This window comes from Serratia sp. OS31, from assembly GCF_014164835.1.
Lineage (GTDB): Bacteria > Pseudomonadota > Gammaproteobacteria > Enterobacterales > Enterobacteriaceae > Serratia > Serratia liquefaciens_A.
The window spans coordinates 24352-42083 of sequence record NZ_JACJFQ010000030.1; the positions used below are offsets into that span (position 1 = coordinate 24352).

Here is a 17732-nt window from a genome sequence, read left to right on the forward strand (position 1 = left end):
CGGCCATTACTCCTTTTCGATCTGCGCTGGTTTCAGGGTGCGGAGCGCCCAAATCAGCAGGCCGATGATAAAGAACGCGCTCGGCGCCAGCAGGAACAAGCCGTTTGGCTGATACCAACCGCCGTTCTGTACCGTTTCCAGCACCGGAATGCCAAACAGCTTGCCAGAACCGAACAGCTCACGCAGGAAGCCAACCAGCACCAGGATCACCCCGTACCCCAGCCCATTGCCGATACCGTCCATGAAACTCTCGATGGGCGGTGACTTCATGGCATAAGCTTCGGCGCGCCCCATCACGATACAGTTGGTGATGATCAGGCCAACGAACACCGACAGCTGCTTGGAAATCTCGAACGCATAGGCACGCAACAGCTGATCGACCACGATCACCAGCGAGGCGATAATCGCCATCTGGACGATGATGCGCACGCTGTTCGGAATATGGTGACGGATCAACGAAATAAAGAAGCTGGAGAACGCCGTGACCAGCGTCACCGCGATGGTCATCACCACCGCCGTTTCCAGCTTGGTGGTCACCGCCAGCGCGGAGCAGACGCCCAACACCTGCAGGGCGATCGGGTTGTTGTCGAACAGAGGCCCTAAAAGGACCCGTTTAATCTCTTTGGAATCAGCCATTTTTCAGCGCTCCTTCACGAACTTTTTTCAGGAACGGGCCAAAGCCGTGCTCGCCCAACCAGAAGTCAAAAGTATGCTGCACGCCGTTGGAGGTCAGCGTGGCACCGGACAAGCCGTCCACCCCGTGTTCATCTCCCTGACGCGCTCCGCCTTTCACTACGCGGATCGCCGGTTGCCCGTTATCGTCAAACAGCTTTTTACCGATCCACTGCTGACGCCAGCTGGCATTCTCTACTTCCCCTCCCAGACCCGGAGTTTCCCCTTGCTGGTAGTACGTAATGCCTTTCACCGTGTTACCGTCATTATCCAGCGCAACAAAAGCGTACATCATTGACCACAGGCCCGTACCGTAAACCGGCAACACGATTTTGTTCACCGCGCCACTGTTGTCACGTACCAGATAGATTTCCGCCTGGTTACTGCGGCGTTTGATACCCGCCGGATCGTCAGCCGCCGGCAACGCCGCGCTTTTGCTGTCGTCACGCAATGCCGCAGCCAGGTCAAACGCCGCCGCCTTGCCGGTAACAAACTCACCGCTGTTTAAATCCAGTAACCGGGGTTCGATGCGTTGGGTGAACAGCGTTTTGACCTGCTCGCCCTCCATTTTCGGTTGCAACAGGCCGGCCACATCGAGGATATTGCGCTGCTTGTCGAGCAGCTTTTGTTCCTGCTGTTTGGACTTCAGGCCGACGGCGGAACCCGCCACTACCACAGAACACACCAGACACAACAGCAGTACCACCAGCAGCGTTTTACCGATGCTGTCGTTTTTAGATTCATTCGCCACGGGCTTTTCTCCGCTTGATGTTGGCCTGCACCACCAGGTAATCGAACAGCGGCGCGAACAGGTTGGCGAACAGGATCGCCAGCATCATGCCTTCCGGATAGGCCGGGTTGACCACCCGGATCAGCACGCACATCACGCCAATCAGGATGCCGTACCACCATTTCCCCTTATTGGTGAACGAGGCGGAAACCGGATCGGTGGCCATAAAGATCATGCCGAAGGCGAAGCCACCTAACACCAGGTGCCAGTACCACGGCATGGCGAACAGCGGGTTGGTGGTAGAACCGATGGAATTAAACAGGAAGGCAGTGGCCATCATGCCCAGCATCACGCCGGCGACGATGCGCCAGGATGCCACACGGCCGAACAGGATTATCGCCCCGCCAAGCAGGATCATCAGCGTGGAAACTTCACCGACGGAACCGGGAATGTTGCCGAGGAACGCGTCCATCCAGCTGATTGACTGACCGGTAGCGACGTTGCTCAGGCTATGCGCCCCACCCGCGCTCCATTGCGCCAGCGGCGTCGCGCCGGAGAAACCGTCGGCAGAGGTCCACACCAGGTCACCGGAAATCTGCGCCGGGTATGCGAAGAACAGGAAAGCGCGCCCCGCCAATGCCGGGTTAAGGAAGTTGCGCCCGGTGCCGCCGAAAATTTCTTTCGCTACCACCACGCCGAAGCTGATCCCCAGCGCGGCCTGCCACAGCGGCAGCGTGGGCGGCACAATCAGCGCAAACAGGATCGAGGTGACGAAGAAGCCTTCGTTAATCTCGTGCTTGCGAATGATAGCGAACAGCACTTCCCAAAATCCGCCAACCAGAAACACCACGGCGTATATCGGCAGGAAATAGCAGGCACCCAGCACCATTTTGCTGACCCAGCCTGCATCCGCCGTCAGAGAAGCCCCCAACCATTGCGCCAGCCGGTAGTGCCAGTCGCCCGCCAATACCTGTTGCAGCTGATCGCCGCTGTAAAGATGGTGCAGCGCCGGAATGGCCTGCTGGCCAACGTTGTACATGCCCCAGAACATCGCCGGGAAAACGGCCAGCCATACCAGGATCATCATGCGTTTCAGATCGATGGCGTCGCGCACGTGCGAAGCGCCGCGAGTCACCAGACCCGGGGTGTAAAACACCGTCGTCGTGGCTTCAAACAGCGGGTACCACTTTTCCAGCTTGCCGCCAGGAGTGAAGTGATGCTCGATCTTGTCAAAAAAGTTCTTCAGGCCCATCGGTTATCCTTCCTGCTCAATCTTGGTCAGCACGTCGCGCAGCACCGGAGCGTATTCATACTTGCCGGGGCAAACGAAGGTGCAAAGCGCCAGATCTTCTTCATCCAGTTCCAGACAGCCCAGCGCCTGTGCACTGTCGCTGTCGCCCGCCAGCAGGTCACGCAGCAGCAGCGTCGGCAGGATGTCCAGCGGCATCACCCGCTCATAGTTGCCAATCGGTACCATGGCGCGTTCGCCACCGTGGGTGGTGGTCGAGAAGGCGAACAGCTTGTTTTTCAGGAAATGGCCCAGCGTGGTGCGGGTGATGGAGAATTTATCCGGCGACGGCGCGATCCAACCGAACAGCTGTTTATCGCGCCCTTCTTCCAGCACGGAAACCTGCGAGTGGAAACGACCAAGATAGGCGTTCGGGCCGGCGACGTGGGTACCGCTCAGCACCGAGCCGGAAATCACCCGGTTTTCACCGGCTTTAAGACGGCCGGCGGTCAGTTCATCGAGGCTGGCGCCCAGGCGGGTACGCAGCAGCTGCGGCTGTTCCACCTGTGGGCCGGCCAGCGCCACCACCCGATCGGTATCGAGCTTGCCGGTAGTGAACAACGTCCCTATAGCGATCACGTCCTGATAACCGATATGCCAGACGGTTTTTTTCAAACTGACCGGTTCGAGGAAGTGGATATGGGTGCCCACCAACCCGGCAGGATGCGGGCCGACGAACTCGTTATAGGTTACCTGCGCATCCGGCTGCTTGCCCAGGTTCGCACCTGGAGCGTGACAGACGTGGACTTTACCGTCGGTCAAACGTGCCAATACCGACAACCCGGCGTTGAATGCCGCCAGTTGTTCGGTAATGATCACCAACGGATCGGCAGCCAGCGGTTGGCTGTCCATGGCGGTAACGAAGATCGCACGCGGCGTTGTCCCCGGTGCCGGGGTTTTGCTGAAGGGGCGGGTGCGCAGCGCGGTCCACAGGCCGCTGGCGATCAGTTCGCTTTCGACCTGCTCGCGCGGCAACATGGCCAGTTCCGCCATCGGGTAATGGGCAAACTCCAGCTGTTCGTCACCGCCATTTTCGATGGCGATCACCACCGACTGCAAGACGCGCCGTTCACCACGGTTGATGGCTACGATGCGGCCGCTGGCTGGCGCAGTGAAGAATACCCCAGGGGTCTTTTTATCTTCGAACAGCGCCTGGCCTTTTTTAACGCTATCGCCTTCCTGCACCAGCATGGACGGGCGCATTCCGACGTATTCTTCCCCAAGCAGGGCGACATGCTGAATGATTGGGCCGTCATGAATTGCCTGAACCGGGGTTCCGGCAATGGGCAGATCTAACCCTTTTCTGATTTTAATCATAAGATTTATACGATGTTGGTTAGTTTCACACGTCTTACCGGCCCCAGAGGCTGGTGCTGACGATGCCTGGATGATGAGACTGCATCAGCAGCCTCTGGGTTAAGCGCAACGGCATCACGCTCAACATGAAATCTTTCGCACGGGCAAAATGGGGTCGCGAACATTCCGTTGATTAACTCCTGGATCCATTTTTTGCGCGCTAAAAACGCTGTTAATACTTTGTTGCCGCAGGGGAGATTCAATGCCACCGAGAGGTAAGCTCAACACCCCATTCTGCGGACGTAACAGCAGATTAATTCGAGCCGGGATATTAACATTTTTCACAACATTTTTCTGCGCTGGGCAGTGACCTGAGTCAAGCAAACGCAATTAAATTTCCGCTGTTTTACACCACCAATCGTTAAAATCTGCCTGTCGATTCACTTTTATCGAAGTTTGTAGTTTTTTTATACACATCGCATATTGCTAAAAAAGAACACGCTGGTAATCTGACGGTGTTTTAACACCGTAAAACAATAATCAGTGGCATGTTGGCCATGTCTACATTGAGCCAGCAGATAAATATAAGCAGGAATAATAATGAGCAAAATCGCGTTGTTGTTTGCGATGCTTTTTTCTATGCCGATGATCACGGCCTGCAGCGCCAGCGAGCAGGTTCCCGAGGCACCGGTCGTTAAGCAGCAATTAGTGGGTTCACCGGTTTATATTCAGATATTCAAAGAGGAACGCACGCTGGAGTTGTATGCCAAAATGGGCAACGAATTCCGCCTGGTGAACTCTTTCCCCATCTGCAATTTCTCCGGCGGCCTCGGCCCAAAACGCCGTGAAGGTGACTTTAAAAGTCCGGAAGGCTTTTATAGCGTCGACTCGCGCCATCTAAAACCCGACAGTAAGTATTATCGGGCAATAAATATCGGCTTCCCTAATGATTACGATAAATCCCAGGGGTATTCTGGCGCTTATCTGATGATCCACGGTGAATGTAAATCAATTGGGTGTTACGCAATGACCAACACCTATATGGATGAGATTTACCGTTATGTCGAAGCTGCGTTCGCTTATGGTCAGAGCCGGATTGATATCAGTATCTATCCTTTCCGCATGACCGAGCAGAACCTCAAGCGGCACAGCTCGTCTAACTACATCGCCTTTTGGCGCCAGTTGAAGCCGGGTTATGACTATTTCGTCAAAAACCATCAACCTCCAATGGTAGGGGTATCCAACGGTCAGTACGTGCTGGGCCAACCGTTGATGAGCAGCAGCCAGATGACGCAGTATGCGTCAACCTCGGCTCCCGCCGTCAGCACCAATCCCTTCGCCCAGTCCAAGCCGCTCACCGAAGTGAAATAACGCGAATTCACCTGGTGCAATCTTGTGCCAGGTTTCATTCGCCGTCAGCGGTTGGGTGGCAATCACCGTGACCACATCATTGGGTGTGGTCTGCTGCTGGAAATCAATTTCCACGTCCTGATCGAGCAGCGTAGCTTTGCCAAATGGCGCGCGACGCGTGATCCAATACAAATTGGTGGAACAGTACGCCATCACAAAGCGCCCGTCCGACAGCAGCATGTTGAAGACCCCTTTCTGGCGCAGTTGATCTGCCAACAGCGCGATATAGCGGAATACTGGCGGCCAACGGCTCGGAGTCCGTGGGTACTTCAGGGAAAGCTGGTGCAGCAACCAGCAGAAAGCATATTCGCTGTCGGTCTGGCCGACCGGGCGGAAGTTGCCGGTTTCCAACTGGCGATAGCCTTTCAATTGGCCATTGTGCGCGTAGGTCCAGTTACGGCCCCACAGCTCACGGGTAAAGGGGTGGGTATTTTCCAGCGCCACTTCACCGCGATTGGCCTGGCGGATATGCGACACCACCGCGCAGGACTTAATTGGATATTCTTGCACCAGACGGGCGATCGGCGAGTCGAAACTCGGCTGGGGATCTTTAAACGTGCGGCAACCGTTCCCTTCATAGAAGGTAATGCCCCAACCATCTTTATGTGGCCCGGTACGGCCACCGCGCTGAACCAGCCCGGTAAAGCTAAAGCAAATATCGGTCGGTACGTTTGCGCTCATCCCGAGCAGTTCACACATCGCTTGCCACTCCTTAACCACCCTGACGCCGTCTATTGGAGCGCGGCACCCGCCCCCCAATGCAATATTAGCGGGGGCTGTACGCCCCCTAAAGCCGTTAAGCCTTAACCATCTCTTTTTCGATCAGCTGAATCAAGATGTGGATCGCTTTGATATGAATTTCCTGAATACGGTCGGCGTAACCGAAGTGCGGTACGCGAATTTCCACGTCTGCGGAGCCGGCCATTTTGCCGCCGTCTTTACCGGTCAGGGTGATCACTTTCATCCCTTTGGCACGTGCCGCTTCAATAGCTTTAATGATATTGCCGGAGTTACCTGAGGTGGAAATGCCCAGCAGTACGTCGCCTTCGCGGCCTACCGCTTCCACATAGCGCGAAAACACATACTCGTAGCCGAAGTCGTTGCTGACGCAAGACAGGTGGCTGACATCGGAAATGGCAATCGCCGGATAACCCGGACGGTTTTCACGGTAGCGGCCGGTCAGCTCTTCGGCAAAGTGCATGGCGTCACAGTGGGAACCACCGTTACCGCAGGAAATGACTTTCCCGCCAGCTTTGAAGGAGTCGGCCAGCAGCACTGCCGCGCGTTGAATGGCGTCGATATTGGCATCGTCATTGATAAATTTCGCCAGGGTATCGGCCGCTTCGTTCAGTTCACTGCGAATAAGGTCGTGGTACATGAGGAACCTCTTGTTATCGTCAATCTTCCGCCCCGCAGTGTACCGGATCGGGGAAAAACCGAGAAGCACTCTGAGTCAAACAGCGCCTTCGTTGAGGTGCCGCTGAAGTTTTTGATGATTGGTGCGGTCAGATTGTGACTTAAGTTGTAATTAAACTGTAAATGCATTGATAAAAATATGGGCTTGTACTAAAACCTATTACATACACACAACAGGTCAGACCTCTTGCCACTTTGGAGCTTCTTATGATGGTTCTTAGTATTGTTGTTTTACTGGCACTCATTGGTGTGGTGTTCTATCACCGAGTGAACCTCACCCTCAGTAGCCTTATCCTTCTGGCATACACCGCGGCCATGGGCGCCATCGGTCTTTGGACCTTCTGGATGCTGCTGCCGCTGGCGATTATTCTGCTGCCGCTGAACATCACGTCACTGCGCCGTTCGATGCTGTCTGCACCGGCGCTGCGTGCGTTCCGCAAGGTGATGCCCCCGATGTCCACCACCGAAAAGGAAGCGATCGAAGCCGGTACCACCTGGTGGGAAGGCGATCTGTTCCGCGGGACGCCGGACTGGAACAAGCTGCATAATTACCCGAAACCGCAGCTGACCGCCGAAGAGCAGGCGTTTATTGACGGCCCGGTGGAAGAAGCTTGCCGCATGGCCAACGACTTCCAGATCACCCACGAACTGGCCGATTTGCCGCCGGAACTGTGGGCATACCTGAAAGAACACCGCTTCTTCGCGATGATCATCAAGAAAGAGTACGGCGGCCTGGACTTTTCTCCTTATGCTCAGGCGCGCGTGCTGCAAAAACTGGCTGGCGTTTCCGGTATCCTGGCGATCACCGTCGGCGTACCGAACTCCCTCGGCCCGGGCGAACTGCTGCAGCATTACGGGACTGACGAGCAGAAAAATCATTATCTGCCGGGCCTGGCGCGCGGCGACGAGATCCCTTGCTTCGCCCTGACCAGCCCGGAAGCGGGTTCCGATGCCGGCGCTATTCCGGACGTCGGTACCGTCTGCATGGGTGAGTGGCAAGGCGAACAGGTGTTGGGCATGCGCCTGACCTGGAACAAGCGCTACATCACGCTGGCACCGGTGGCGACCGTGCTGGGCCTGGCGTTCAAACTTTATGACCCGAACCACCTGCTGGGCAATAACGAATCGCCGGGCATCACCTGTGCGCTGATCCCAACCAGCACTCCAGGCGTTGAAATCGGTAACCGTCACTTCCCGCTGAACGTGCCGTTCCAAAACGGCCCTACCCGCGGCAACGACGTGTTCGTGCCTATCGATTACATCATTGGCGGACCAAAAATGGCCGGTCAGGGCTGGCGTATGCTGGTTGAATGCCTATCGGTAGGCCGCGGCATCACCCTGCCTTCAAACTCCACCGGTAGCGTGAAATCCATGGCGTTGGGCATTGGCGCTTACGCCCATATCCGCCGTCAGTTCAAAATCTCGATCGGCAAGATGGAAGGCATCGAAGAGCCACTGGCACGTATCGCCGGTAACACCTATGTGATGGATGCCGCGGCTACGCTTATCACCAGCGGCCTGATGCTGGGCGAGAAACCGGCGGTGCTGTCGGCCATCGTGAAATACCACTGTACCCACAGAGGCCAGCAGGCAATCATCGATGCAATGGATATTGCCGGCGGTAAAGGCATCATGCTGGGCAAATCCAACTTCCTGGCCCGTGCCTATCAGGGTGCGCCTATCGCCATCACGGTGGAAGGCGCGAATATCCTGACCCGCACCATGATGATCTTCGGTCAGGGCGCTATCCGTTGCCATCCTTATGTACTGGATGAAATGGCGGCAGCGCAAAATAACGACCTGAACGCCTTCGATAAATCGCTGTTCGGCCATCTGGGCCACGTGGGCAGCAACAAGGTGCGCAGCTTCTGGCTGGGCCTGACCAACGGCCGTACCAGTGGCACACCAACCAAAGACGCGACTCGCCGTTATTATCAGCAGTTGAACCGCCTGAGCGCTAACCTGGCGCTGCTGTCGGACGTTTCCATGGGGGTGCTGGGCGGCAGCCTGAAGCGCCGCGAGCGTATCTCAGCGCGTCTGGGGGATATTCTCAGCCAAATGTACCTGGCTTCCGCTACGCTGAAGCGTTTTGAAGACGAAGGCCGCCAGAAAGAAGATTTACCGCTGGTTCACTGGGGCGTGCAGGACAGTCTGCACCAGGCGGAACAAGCGTTGGACGATCTGCTGCGCAACTTCCCGAACCGCTTTATCGCCGGTGCGATGCGCTTCTTGATCTTCCCGTTCGGCCGCGTGCATACTGCACCTTCTGACCGTCTGGATCACCAATTGGCCAAGATCCTCCAACAGCCGTCTGCCACCCGCAGCCGTCTGGGGCGCGGTCAGTATCTGACGCCGAGCGAGCATAACCCGGTAGGCCTGTTGGAAGCCGCATTGGCGGACGTGATTGCCGCTGAGCCCATTCATCTGCGTCTGTGCAAGGAGAGTGGTAAAAACCTGCCATTCACCCGACTGGATCGTTTGGCACAGCGGGCGCTGGAAGAAGGCAAAATCAGCGCCGATGAAGCGAAGATCCTGGTGAAAGCCGAAGAGAGCCGTCTGCGTTCCATCAACGTGGATGATTTCGAGCCGGATGCGCTGGCGGCCAGCAAGCCGGAAAAGCCGCTAAAGCAGGATAAGCGCCAGAAGCATACCGAAGCCGCGTAACGGCAATAAACACATATACCCAGGGGCGATAATCATCGCCCCTTTTTTATTTCCACTGAGAAATGCGCAGCCGTTCGCAACGTTAACAGAACGGCTAATTTAACCCTGGGAATAATCAGATAGACTGCCGGTGGGTGCTCTGGATCTTTCTGTCCGGAGCTTCAATTTAGTCGAGGATAGAAAGAGAAAGGCCCCGAGTCGATACATCAACCCGAGGCCACTCTGAACGTCTCAACAACGTCAGGTTAGCCTCTTACCCGCCGGAAGGCAAGGATAAGGAGGTCAAAAATGCAGCAGGAACGGGTCGTTCTTAGGCTGATGATTATCTGCATAACGCTTGTCGCGTTGATGTGGATCACTCGCGGTTCACTGTGTGAATTGCGCATCAAACTGGGGGACACGGAGGTTGCAGCCATTTTGGCTTACGAACCCGAACGGTAAGGCAACCCAACGGCGGGGGCATTGCTCCCGCCTGTTGGTTGTTACGACAGATCCATGAGCACCCTTCCTCACCGTATCCGTCAGGTTGCTAGCCATTTTGGCGGATCCGCGCCAGCAGCGCATCGATATGTTCGATCTGCGACGCATTAACGATCAGCGCGCGGCCCAGACTCAATGCGTGGCGCTGGCATTCTGCTCGCATATCGGCATCGTTAATACTGTCCAGATCGGCAACGTGTGCCAGACCAATAGTGCGGCGAATCAGTTCGCTGCCACAGTAACCTACTGCATCCGCCCACACCTGCTGCAGGAACTGCTCGGCGTAACCCGGCACCGCCAGCGCCAGCTCACGAGTGTATTGGTGACACAGCGCCAGGAAGCGATCGGCAAAAATCAGCCAGAGTTCGCGCACATCCTGCAGGCGTTGTTCTCGCCCGGCGGCGGCGTCACGCGGCCCTAACAGCCCCGGCAGGCCGCAGTAGTTCAGCAACAGATTGCCCAAGGCGCTGCCGACGTCAAACCCGATCGGGCCATAGAAACCAAACTCGGCGTCTATCGCCTTCAACTTGCCTTCCGCAACAAAGATTGAGCCGCTGTGGATGTCGCCGTGCAGCAACGCTTCCGCCTTGCTCAAAAAGCGGTGTTTCAGTCCTGCCACCGCCAGCTTCAACGCTGAATCGTCACGCAGCTCTAGCACCTGGGGCAACAGCGCAGGATCAAACTGATTACGCTCATGATCGATATAGGGATCGGTAAAGAAAAGATCTTCGGTGATCTGACACAGTTCTGGGTTGGTGAAGCGGCTGACTTCGGCTTTTTTCGCCTGTGCCGTCTGATAAAAATCGGAGGTATGAAACAGGGTCTGTGCCAAATACTCTGCCAGTTGCCCGGCCGCCAGAGGGTAATAGTGGCCCTTGAGCAATTCACTGCGCCAGATATGGTGGTCGGAAAGATCTTCCTGCACCATCACCGCCAGCTCGGGATCGTGATGCAATACTTTTACCGTATGCCTTGGGCAAAAACCGCCGTGGATCAACAGGGTTTCCGCTTCAATTCGCGCCCGATCCAGGGTCAGCGGCCAGGATTCGCCCACGCAGCGTACGTACGGCAGCGCCTGTTTAACGATCACCCTGCTCACGCCCTCGCGATCGCGGATCTTGAACACCAGGTTCAGATTGCCGTCACCAATCTCGTCAGCGCTCACCAGCGCCTGCGGATCGGCTAACTGCCCGTATTGGCGAGCATACTCAACGGCATCGGCAGCAGTAAACGTACGATATTGCGACATTCCCAACCCCTTTTTCCTGTCTCTCTGACACAACGATTATTATTTTTTAGACGTAAAAGCATTTGGACGTCTATACATCTGGAAGTCATGTTGGCAGAATAGCTTTCCAGATGCAATAACTACGCAACAAGGAATTAACCGCCGATGCAAGCGCTTAACACCACCAGTTTGACCCTGAGTGACAACCGACTTTGGATCCTCGATCAGCAGGCTTTGCCGCAGGAAAAACAGTGGCGAACCTGCGACAGCGTAGAGGAGCTGGTTGATCATATTCACAGCTTGCGGGTGCGGGGTGCACCGCTGATCGGCCTGTCCGCCAGCCTGCTGTTGGCCCTGTTGGCAGAACGTGGGCTACCGCGTGAACAGCTTGAGCAAGCGCTGATCACTCTGCGTGCTTCAAGGCCGACGGCGGTCAATCTGATGAACAATCTGGACCGCATGAAGCTCGCGCTGGCGCAACCGCACTGGGTGCCGGCAATGGTGGAAGAAGCCTTGCGGTTAGTGGAAGAAGACCGCAAATTGTGCGATCGCATTGCCGACCACGGGGCCGAACTGGTCAAACCCGGCAGTCGTCTGTTGACCCATTGCAACACCGGTGGGTTAGCCACCGCCGGCATCGGTACCGCCATCGGCGTGCTGTTGCGCGCCCATCAGCAGGGAAAAGTGCAACAGGTGTGGGTGGATGAAACACGACCGCTGCTGCAGGGTGGCCGTTTGACCGCCTGGGAGCTGGGCGAGTTGGGTATTCCTTATCGGTTGATTTGCGACGCTATGGCCGCCAGCCTGATGGCGCAGGGCCAGATCGACGCCGTCTGGGTGGGTGCCGATCGCATCGCCGCCAACGGTGACGTCGCCAATAAAGTTGGCACCTACAGCCTGGCGGTCCTGGCGCACTACCACAACATCCCATTCTACGTCGCCGCCCCGCATACAACGCACGATCCCCACTGTCCGAACGGCGCAGCCATCCCTATCGAGCAGCGCGCCGCAACTGAGGTGACCGGCGTGTCGGGCAGTTTTGGCTCATGCCAATGGGCACCAACCGGTGCGCCGGTTTACAACCCGGCGTTTGACGTCACGCCGGCGAAGCTTATCAGCGGTTGGGTATTTGACAGCGGCGTGATTTCGCCACAGCAGGTCAATGATGGGATTTTCCAGCGGGCGTTAGGCTAACGCCCGCGCACTATCAGTTGAGACGCGGATAAGCATCGGCGATGTTATCGCCGGTGAAATGTGCCACCCAGCCTTCCGGGTTATCGAACACGCGGATCGCCGTGAAATTCGGCGCCGATCCCATGTCAAACCAATGGCGAGTGTCTGCCGGCACGGAAATCAGATCGTTCTTCTCGCACAGGATCTGGTAGATCTTGCCGTTCAGATGCAGACAAAACAGCCCCGCGCCTTCGACAAAGAACCGCACTTCATCTTCACCATGGGTGTGTTCGGAAAGAAACTTCTCGCGCAGCACTTCGCGCTGGGCGTTGTCCGGACGCATGCTGATCACATCCCAACTCTGGTAGCCTTTTTCCGCCACCAGACGGTCAATTTCATGCTGGTAGGCGGCAATCACCGCCGCCGGCTCCGGGTTGTCGCCCAGTTCACGATCGGCCCGCCAGCGTTCAAAACGCACGCCGATTTGTGCCAGTTGCTGCTGAATAGCTTCGGCATCGCGGCTTTGCCATAGCGGCTGCTGCGGCTCTTTATCGCTGAAAATCGTCAATCCACTCATGAGGCAAACTCCCCTAAATCGATATGATCAAAACGGTTAACCTGCGGGTGCCGGCTCTGCGCATCGGCCTCGTCGCGGATCAGCTGACAGGTGTGCCAACCGGCGGCTCGCGCGGCGTCCAGCTCTTGGTGAATATCGGAAAGGAACAGCAGCTCGTCGGCGGCGATACCGATTTCATTGGCAATATTGCGGTACGAGGCGGTTTCACGCTTGGCCCCGACGTGGGTATCGAAATACCCGCTGAACAATGGCTGCAGATCGCCGGCATCACTGTTGCCGAACAGCAGTTTCTGCGCTTCCACCGAGCCGGAAGAGTAAACGTATAGCTTCAGTCCCTGCTGCTGCCAGGCGCTCAGTTGCCCGGCCACTTCAGGGTATAAATGCCCGCGGAAATCACCGTTGTGGTAGCCGCTGCGCCAGATGATGCCTTGCAGTGCCTTCAGCGCGGTGGATTTGCGATCTTCGTCCATAAAACGGTAGAGCGCGGCAATAAGCTGCTCAATATCCGCCTGCGGTTGGTCAATCTCATGTCGCAGGGCAGCCAGCGGCGCAGCCACCTCAGCCTCTGCCTGGTGCTGACGGATAAACGGGGCCAAACGTTCACGCGCATAGGGAAACAGCACCTGATGAACAAAGCGGATATCGCTGGTGGTACCTTCAATGTCAGTGATGATGGCGCGGATCATTTTGCCTCCAGTAAACGGCGTTGCAGTTCGCACTGGAACAGGAATTCCAGCCCTTCAAGGTGACGGCGAGCCTCCGCAACCTGGCGGCCCCAGCAATACAGGCCGTGACCCCGCACCAGAAAACCGTACTGCAATGGCGTCACTTCGGCATAGGCCGCGACGCGCGCGGCCAAGCGCGGGATGTCCTGATCGTTGTCGAAAATGGGGATCGTTACGGTATCCAGATGAGAGCTCTGCCCGGCGAGAGATTTTTGCATCTCATAACCCTGCAACACCAAACGCTCACTGGATTCAACGCGTGACAACACTGTCGCATTCACCGAATGCGTATGCAACACCGCGCCAATCTGCGGATACAGCCGGTAAATCAGGGTATGCAGGCCGGTTTCCGCCGAGGGCGTGCGGCCGCTCGGCACATGGTTGGTAGCCGTTTCCACCAGCAGGAAATCCGATTCGCTCAGGCTGCCTTTATCCTTGCCGGACTCGGTCACCAGACAGTGCCGGTCATCAAGACGCAGCGACATGTTGCCGCCGGTCGCCGGGCACCAGCCCTTTTCGCCAACCCAGTGACAGGCAGACAACAGCGCTGTAAGTTGCGGATTTTCGGTCATTATCGTTTCCCGGTCAGTAAGGTCGTTCAGCAGGTGAAGCTTAGAATGATTTGATTAATGATTAGATTTTTTCTTCATTTAGCCATCTAAGCGTCTTGATTGCCAAATACTAACATCGTGTTATATTGACGGCAACATAAGCGCCAGGAGTATTAGCCTGCTATGAGCACTTCAGCATTGATTCCCGAAAGCAAACTGCCCGCTCTGGGCACCACCATTTTCTCTCAGATGAGCGCGCTGGCAGCGCAGCATCAGGCGATCAACCTGTCGCAAGGCTTCCCCGATTTCGATGGCCCGGACTACCTGAAAGAGCGTCTGACCTGGCATGTCAGCCAGGGCGCAAACCAATATGCACCGATGACCGGCGTCGCGCCCCTGCGCGAAGCCATCGCCGAGAAAACGGCGGCGCTGTATGGCTGGCTGCCGGATGCGACCACCGAGGTTACCGTCACGGCGGGGGCTACCGAAGCGCTGTTCGCCGCCATCAGCGCGCTGGTGCGTCCCGGTGATGAAGTGATTTGCTTCGATCCCAGCTATGACAGCTATGCGCCGGCGGTCACCTTGTCCGGCGGTACGCTGAAACGCATTGCGTTGCAGCCACCGGCCTTTAGCGTCGATTGGCGACAGTTCGAAGAATTATTGTCGCCCCGCACCCGCCTGGTGATCCTCAATACGCCGCACAACCCTTCCGCCACCGCCTGGCAGGCCGAAGATATGCAGCAGCTGTGGCATGCTATCAGCGATCGTGAAATCTATGTGCTCAGCGATGAAGTCTACGAGCACATTTGTTTCGCCAAAGGGGGGCATGCCAGCGTGCTGGCCCACCCGCAGCTGCGCCAACGCGCCATTGCGGTGTCATCTTTCGGTAAAACCTTCCACATGACCGGCTGGAAAGTGGGTTATTGCGTCGCGCCGGCAGCGCTGAGTGCGGAAGTGCGCAAGGTACATCAGTACCTGACCTTCTCGGTTAACACCCCGGCACAGTTGGCGCTGGCCGATATGCTGCGCAGCGAGCCGGAACACTGGCAGCAGCTCTCAGCGTTTTACCGCGCCAAGCGCGACCGTTTCGTGCAGGCGCTGTCCAGTAGCCGACTGGAAATTTTACCCTGCGAAGGGACATACTTCTTACTGGCGGATTACAGCGCGGTCTCGGATCTGGACGACGTGGCATTCTGTCATTGGTTAACCGAGCACGTAGGCGTGGCGGCGATCCCGCTGTCGGTCTTCTGTGCCGATCCTTTCCCTCATAAATTGATCCGGCTGTGCTTCGCTAAACAGGATGCCACGCTGGATGCAGCTGCGGAGCGGTTATGTCGACTTTAAAAATTACCCTGTTGCAGCAACCCCTGGTGTGGCGAGATGGCCAAGCCAATCTGCAACATTTTGACGCCTTGCTGGCCCCCTTAAGCGGCCGCGATCTGATCGTATTGCCGGAGATGTTTACTACCGGTTTTGCCATGGATGCCGGGGAGAGTGCGCTGCCGGAACAGCAGGTGATTGACTGGCTGCACGGTTGGGCGAACAAAAACAACGCGCTGGTTGGCGGCAGTGTGGCGCTGAAAACCGCCGAGGGCGCGGTTAACCGTTTCCTGCTGGTGGAGCCCAACGGCCGGGTGCATGCCTACGATAAGCGCCACCTGTTCCGCATGGCGGGTGAACACCTGTACTATCAGGCAGGCAAACGGCGTGAAATCTTCGAATGGCGCGGCTGGCGCATCCTGCCGCAAATCTGTTACGACCTGCGTTTTCCTGTCTGGTCTCGCTACCAGCAGGATTACGATCTGGCGCTGTACGTCGCCAATTGGCCGGCACCGCGCAGCAAACACTGGCAAACGCTGCTGGCGGCACGGGCCATTGAGAATCAGGTCTATGTGGCCGGCTGCAACCGCGTCGGCGAAGACGGCAACGGTCTGAACTACAGCGGTGACAGCCTGATCCTCAGCCCGCAGGGCGAAACGCTGGCGCAGGCGGAACCCGGCATTGCCGCAAGGCTTGACGCGGAACTGTCGCTGGAAACCCTGCAAAGCTATCGCAGTGCCTTCCCGGCCTGGCGGGATGCCGACAGTTTCCTGCGCCACGATTAAGCATTTCGGGCGCGGTACCGGTACACCGCGCCCGTTGCTTCAGGAAAGCTCTTCTTCCGCCGCTTTTTCTTCTGTCCCCCCAATGCGGTTAAACAACAGGTTCAGCAACAGCGCCACCAGGCACGAGGCACTGATGCCTGAATGCAGCAAAGTACGCACCCAGTTCGGAAACTGATCGTAAAAGGTCGGCATCACGATAGGGATCATGCCGAAGGCAATCGCCGTTGCTACCACCACCAGATTCATGTTGTCCTTATACTCAACCTTAGCCAGAGTGCGGATGCCGCTGGCGGCCACCGAGCCGAACAGCACCACACCCGCGCCGCCCAAGACCGGCAGCGGAATGCAGGCCACCAGTCGCCCCAGGACCGGCAACAGCCCCAGCAGCACCAGAATCGCCCCGCCGGCGCTGACCACAAAGCGGCTCTTCACGCCGGTGATCGCCACCAGCCCGATATTCTGGGCAAACGAGCTTTGCGGAAACGAGTTGAATACCGGTGACAAGGCGCTGGACAACATATCGGCACGCAACCCGTTGGCGATACGGCGCGCATTCACCGGCGAACCGACAATTTCGCCGACGGCCATCAGCCCGGCGGTGGTTTCCGTGAGTAATACCAGTACGATCAACAGCATGGATAGCACTGCGCTCAGTTCGAAGGTTGGCCAACCGTAGGCAAAAGGCGCGGGGAATGCCAGCCAAGGCCCGTGGTCTACGGCAGCGAAGCTCAGCTTACCCACCCACGCGGCCGCCACACAGCCGACCGCCATCGCCAGCAGCACCGATAACCGTTTTAACGCCGGGGAACCCACCTTGTTCAGCAACAAAATAACCGCAAGTGTGAAAGCCGCCAGGCCAATATTTCCGGTTGATCCCCAATCTGCGGCCTTGGCGTTGCCCCCCATCGCCCAGCGTACCGCCACCGGCATCAGCGACAGCCCAATCACCGTCACCACGGTGCCGGTCACCACCGGCGGGAAATAGCGAATGATCTGCGAGAAAAACGGCGCGATCAGTAACCCAATCAACGACGCCGCGATCACCGCACCAAACACCGCAGGCAACCCGCCGTCGCCAGTGACTATGGTCACCATGGTCGCGACTCCCGCAAAGGAAACGCCCTGCACCAACGGCAAACGAGAGCCGAAACCCGGCGCACCAAGCGTTTGCAATAACGTCGCCAAACCGCTGACAAACAGCGCTGCCGTCACCAGCAGGCCAATTTGCGCGGCGTCTAACTCTGCGGCAGAACCTATGATCAATGGCGGCGCTATGATGCCGCCATACATGGTCAGAATATGCTGCAGGCCGTAGGCGAAGGTTTTTACCAGCGGCAGTTGTTCATCTTCCGGGCAGCACGAAGCCGCGCCCTTATCCTGAGACAGAGCCATAGATACCTCGTCAATGCGGGTTAAC

General features: G+C 57.1%; 17 protein-coding genes. 6 read left to right on the top strand and 11 right to left on the bottom strand.

Features of this window, described 5'->3' with window-relative positions:
* Positions 1 to 6: 6 nt before the first annotated feature.
* Genes H5P17_RS20770 through H5P17_RS20785 form a run of 4 tightly spaced genes read right to left on the bottom strand, consistent with a single transcriptional unit; the run spans position 7 to position 4007 of the window.
* Positions 7 to 636, bottom strand: a complete 630-nt coding sequence (locus H5P17_RS20770) for an NADH:ubiquinone reductase (Na(+)-transporting) subunit D (RefSeq protein ID WP_020825369.1) — start codon at positions 634 to 636, stop codon at positions 7 to 9.
* Positions 629 to 1423 (bottom strand): Na(+)-translocating NADH-quinone reductase subunit C, encoded by a 795-nt coding sequence (locus tag H5P17_RS20775; RefSeq protein WP_182824947.1) that lies wholly within the window; start codon positions 1421 to 1423, stop codon positions 629 to 631. Before H5P17_RS20775 ends, H5P17_RS20770 begins: the two co-directional genes overlap by 8 nt.
* Positions 1413 to 2654 (bottom strand): NADH:ubiquinone reductase (Na(+)-transporting) subunit B, encoded by a 1242-nt coding sequence (locus H5P17_RS20780; RefSeq protein WP_182824949.1) that lies wholly within the window; start codon positions 2652 to 2654, stop codon positions 1413 to 1415. The genes H5P17_RS20775 and H5P17_RS20780 overlap by 11 nt, the downstream gene beginning before the upstream one ends.
* A gap of 3 nt (positions 2655 to 2657) precedes the next feature.
* Entirely contained in the window at positions 2658 to 4007 is a 1350-nt protein-coding gene (locus H5P17_RS20785; RefSeq protein WP_182824951.1) for a Na(+)-translocating NADH-quinone reductase subunit A, read from the bottom strand.
* A 579-nt stretch (positions 4008 to 4586) separates the two neighbouring features.
* Here H5P17_RS20785 and dpaA point away from each other — a divergent pair.
* Positions 4587 to 5357 carry a peptidoglycan meso-diaminopimelic acid protein amidase gene (gene dpaA, locus H5P17_RS20790; RefSeq protein WP_044548489.1) on the top strand — a complete coding sequence of 257 codons (771 nt, stop codon included), beginning with the start codon at positions 4587 to 4589 and terminating at the stop codon, positions 5355 to 5357.
* Here the strand turns inward: dpaA and H5P17_RS20795 are convergent.
* Positions 5289 to 6095 carry a class II glutamine amidotransferase gene (locus H5P17_RS20795; RefSeq protein WP_044548487.1) on the bottom strand — a complete coding sequence of 269 codons (807 nt, stop codon included), beginning with the start codon at positions 6093 to 6095 and terminating at the stop codon, positions 5289 to 5291. The genes dpaA and H5P17_RS20795 overlap by 69 nt on opposite strands.
* A 97-nt stretch (positions 6096 to 6192) precedes the next feature.
* Positions 6193 to 6774 carry a D-sedoheptulose 7-phosphate isomerase gene (gene lpcA, locus H5P17_RS20800; RefSeq protein ID WP_004949058.1) on the bottom strand — a complete coding sequence of 194 codons (582 nt, stop codon included), beginning with the start codon at positions 6772 to 6774 and terminating at the stop codon, positions 6193 to 6195.
* A gap of 245 nt (positions 6775 to 7019) precedes the next feature.
* Between lpcA and fadE the strand changes: the two genes are divergently transcribed.
* On the top strand, positions 7020 to 9476 hold the full coding sequence (gene fadE / locus H5P17_RS20805) for an acyl-CoA dehydrogenase FadE (RefSeq protein WP_182824953.1): 2457 nt from the start codon (positions 7020 to 7022) through the stop codon (positions 9474 to 9476).
* Between the two features lie 288 nt (positions 9477 to 9764).
* Positions 9765 to 9917 (top strand): Hok/Gef family protein, encoded by a 153-nt coding sequence (locus tag H5P17_RS20810; RefSeq protein ID WP_048759719.1) that lies wholly within the window; start codon positions 9765 to 9767, stop codon positions 9915 to 9917.
* Positions 9918 to 10005: 88 nt separating this feature from the next.
* On the opposite strand, the gene mtnK is transcribed toward H5P17_RS20810, so the two are convergent.
* Positions 10006 to 11205, bottom strand: coding sequence for an S-methyl-5-thioribose kinase (gene mtnK, locus H5P17_RS20815; RefSeq protein WP_182824955.1), 1200 nt, complete (start codon positions 11203 to 11205; stop codon positions 10006 to 10008).
* A 144-nt stretch (positions 11206 to 11349) separates the two neighbouring features.
* Here mtnK and mtnA point away from each other — a divergent pair, with 144 nt between their 5' ends.
* Positions 11350 to 12378 (top strand): S-methyl-5-thioribose-1-phosphate isomerase, encoded by a 1029-nt coding sequence (gene mtnA, locus H5P17_RS20820; RefSeq protein WP_182824957.1) that lies wholly within the window; start codon positions 11350 to 11352, stop codon positions 12376 to 12378.
* 13 nt (positions 12379 to 12391) lie between these two features.
* Here mtnA and H5P17_RS20825 read toward each other — a convergent pair whose 3' ends face one another.
* The 3 genes from H5P17_RS20825 to H5P17_RS20835 are packed head-to-tail and all read right to left on the bottom strand — an operon-like array spanning position 12392 to position 14231.
* A complete protein-coding gene (locus tag H5P17_RS20825) occupies positions 12392 to 12934 on the bottom strand; it encodes an acireductone dioxygenase (RefSeq protein WP_182824959.1) in 543 nt (180 codons plus the stop codon).
* Positions 12931 to 13620 carry an acireductone synthase gene (gene mtnC, locus H5P17_RS20830; RefSeq protein ID WP_182824961.1) on the bottom strand — a complete coding sequence of 230 codons (690 nt, stop codon included), beginning with the start codon at positions 13618 to 13620 and terminating at the stop codon, positions 12931 to 12933. Before mtnC ends, H5P17_RS20825 begins: the two co-directional genes overlap by 4 nt.
* Positions 13617 to 14231, bottom strand: coding sequence for a methylthioribulose 1-phosphate dehydratase (locus H5P17_RS20835; protein ID WP_182824963.1), 615 nt, complete (start codon positions 14229 to 14231; stop codon positions 13617 to 13619). Before H5P17_RS20835 ends, mtnC begins: the two co-directional genes overlap by 4 nt.
* Positions 14232 to 14393: 162 nt before the next feature.
* On the opposite strand from H5P17_RS20835, the gene H5P17_RS20840 reads away from it, so the two are divergent.
* Both H5P17_RS20840 and H5P17_RS20845 read left to right on the top strand, forming a co-directional pair.
* The gene (locus H5P17_RS20840) at positions 14394 to 15554 is read left to right on the top strand and encodes a pyridoxal phosphate-dependent aminotransferase (RefSeq protein ID WP_182824965.1); all 1161 of its coding nucleotides are present in this window, start codon (positions 14394 to 14396) and stop codon (positions 15552 to 15554) included.
* Positions 15542 to 16315: an amidohydrolase gene (locus H5P17_RS20845; protein ID WP_129941127.1), complete on the top strand. Its 774-nt coding sequence runs from the start codon at positions 15542 to 15544 to the stop codon at positions 16313 to 16315. Before H5P17_RS20840 ends, H5P17_RS20845 begins: the two co-directional genes overlap by 13 nt.
* A 39-nt stretch (positions 16316 to 16354) precedes the next feature.
* Here the strand turns inward: H5P17_RS20845 and H5P17_RS20850 are convergent, their stop codons facing one another.
* Positions 16355 to 17707, bottom strand: a complete 1353-nt coding sequence (locus tag H5P17_RS20850; RefSeq protein WP_182824966.1) for a nucleobase:cation symporter-2 family protein — start codon at positions 17705 to 17707, stop codon at positions 16355 to 16357.
* Between the last annotated feature and the right edge of the window lie 25 nt (positions 17708 to 17732).

What these genes read in the sequence shown, in the direction of transcription:
- H5P17_RS20770 (WP_020825369.1), bottom strand. Translation starts at nt 636, where the DNA reads ATGGCTGATTCCAAAGAGATTAAACGGGTCCTTTTAGGGCCTCTGTTC.
- H5P17_RS20780 (WP_182824949.1), bottom strand. Translation starts at nt 2,654, where the DNA reads ATGGGCCTGAAGAACTTTTTTGACAAGATCGAGCATCACTTCACTCCT.
- H5P17_RS20785 (WP_182824951.1), bottom strand. Translation starts at nt 4,007, where the DNA reads ATGATTAAAATCAGAAAAGGGTTAGATCTGCCCATTGCCGGAACCCCG.
- dpaA (WP_044548489.1), top strand. Translation starts at nt 4,587, where the DNA reads ATGAGCAAAATCGCGTTGTTGTTTGCGATGCTTTTTTCTATGCCGATG.
- H5P17_RS20795 (WP_044548487.1), bottom strand. Translation starts at nt 6,095, where the DNA reads ATGTGTGAACTGCTCGGGATGAGCGCAAACGTACCGACCGATATTTGC.
- lpcA (WP_004949058.1), bottom strand. Translation starts at nt 6,774, where the DNA reads ATGTACCACGACCTTATTCGCAGTGAACTGAACGAAGCGGCCGATACC.
- fadE (WP_182824953.1), top strand. Translation starts at nt 7,020, where the DNA reads ATGATGGTTCTTAGTATTGTTGTTTTACTGGCACTCATTGGTGTGGTG.
- H5P17_RS20810 (WP_048759719.1), top strand. Translation starts at nt 9,765, where the DNA reads ATGCAGCAGGAACGGGTCGTTCTTAGGCTGATGATTATCTGCATAACG.
- mtnK (WP_182824955.1), bottom strand. Translation starts at nt 11,205, where the DNA reads ATGTCGCAATATCGTACGTTTACTGCTGCCGATGCCGTTGAGTATGCT.
- mtnA (WP_182824957.1), top strand. Translation starts at nt 11,350, where the DNA reads ATGCAAGCGCTTAACACCACCAGTTTGACCCTGAGTGACAACCGACTT.
- H5P17_RS20825 (WP_182824959.1), bottom strand. Translation starts at nt 12,934, where the DNA reads ATGAGTGGATTGACGATTTTCAGCGATAAAGAGCCGCAGCAGCCGCTA.
- mtnC (WP_182824961.1), bottom strand. Translation starts at nt 13,620, where the DNA reads ATGATCCGCGCCATCATCACTGACATTGAAGGTACCACCAGCGATATC.
- H5P17_RS20835 (WP_182824963.1), bottom strand. Translation starts at nt 14,231, where the DNA reads ATGACCGAAAATCCGCAACTTACAGCGCTGTTGTCTGCCTGTCACTGG.
- H5P17_RS20840 (WP_182824965.1), top strand. Translation starts at nt 14,394, where the DNA reads ATGAGCACTTCAGCATTGATTCCCGAAAGCAAACTGCCCGCTCTGGGC.
- H5P17_RS20845 (WP_129941127.1), top strand. Translation starts at nt 15,542, where the DNA reads ATGTCGACTTTAAAAATTACCCTGTTGCAGCAACCCCTGGTGTGGCGA.
- H5P17_RS20850 (WP_182824966.1), bottom strand. Translation starts at nt 17,707, where the DNA reads ATGGCTCTGTCTCAGGATAAGGGCGCGGCTTCGTGCTGCCCGGAAGAT.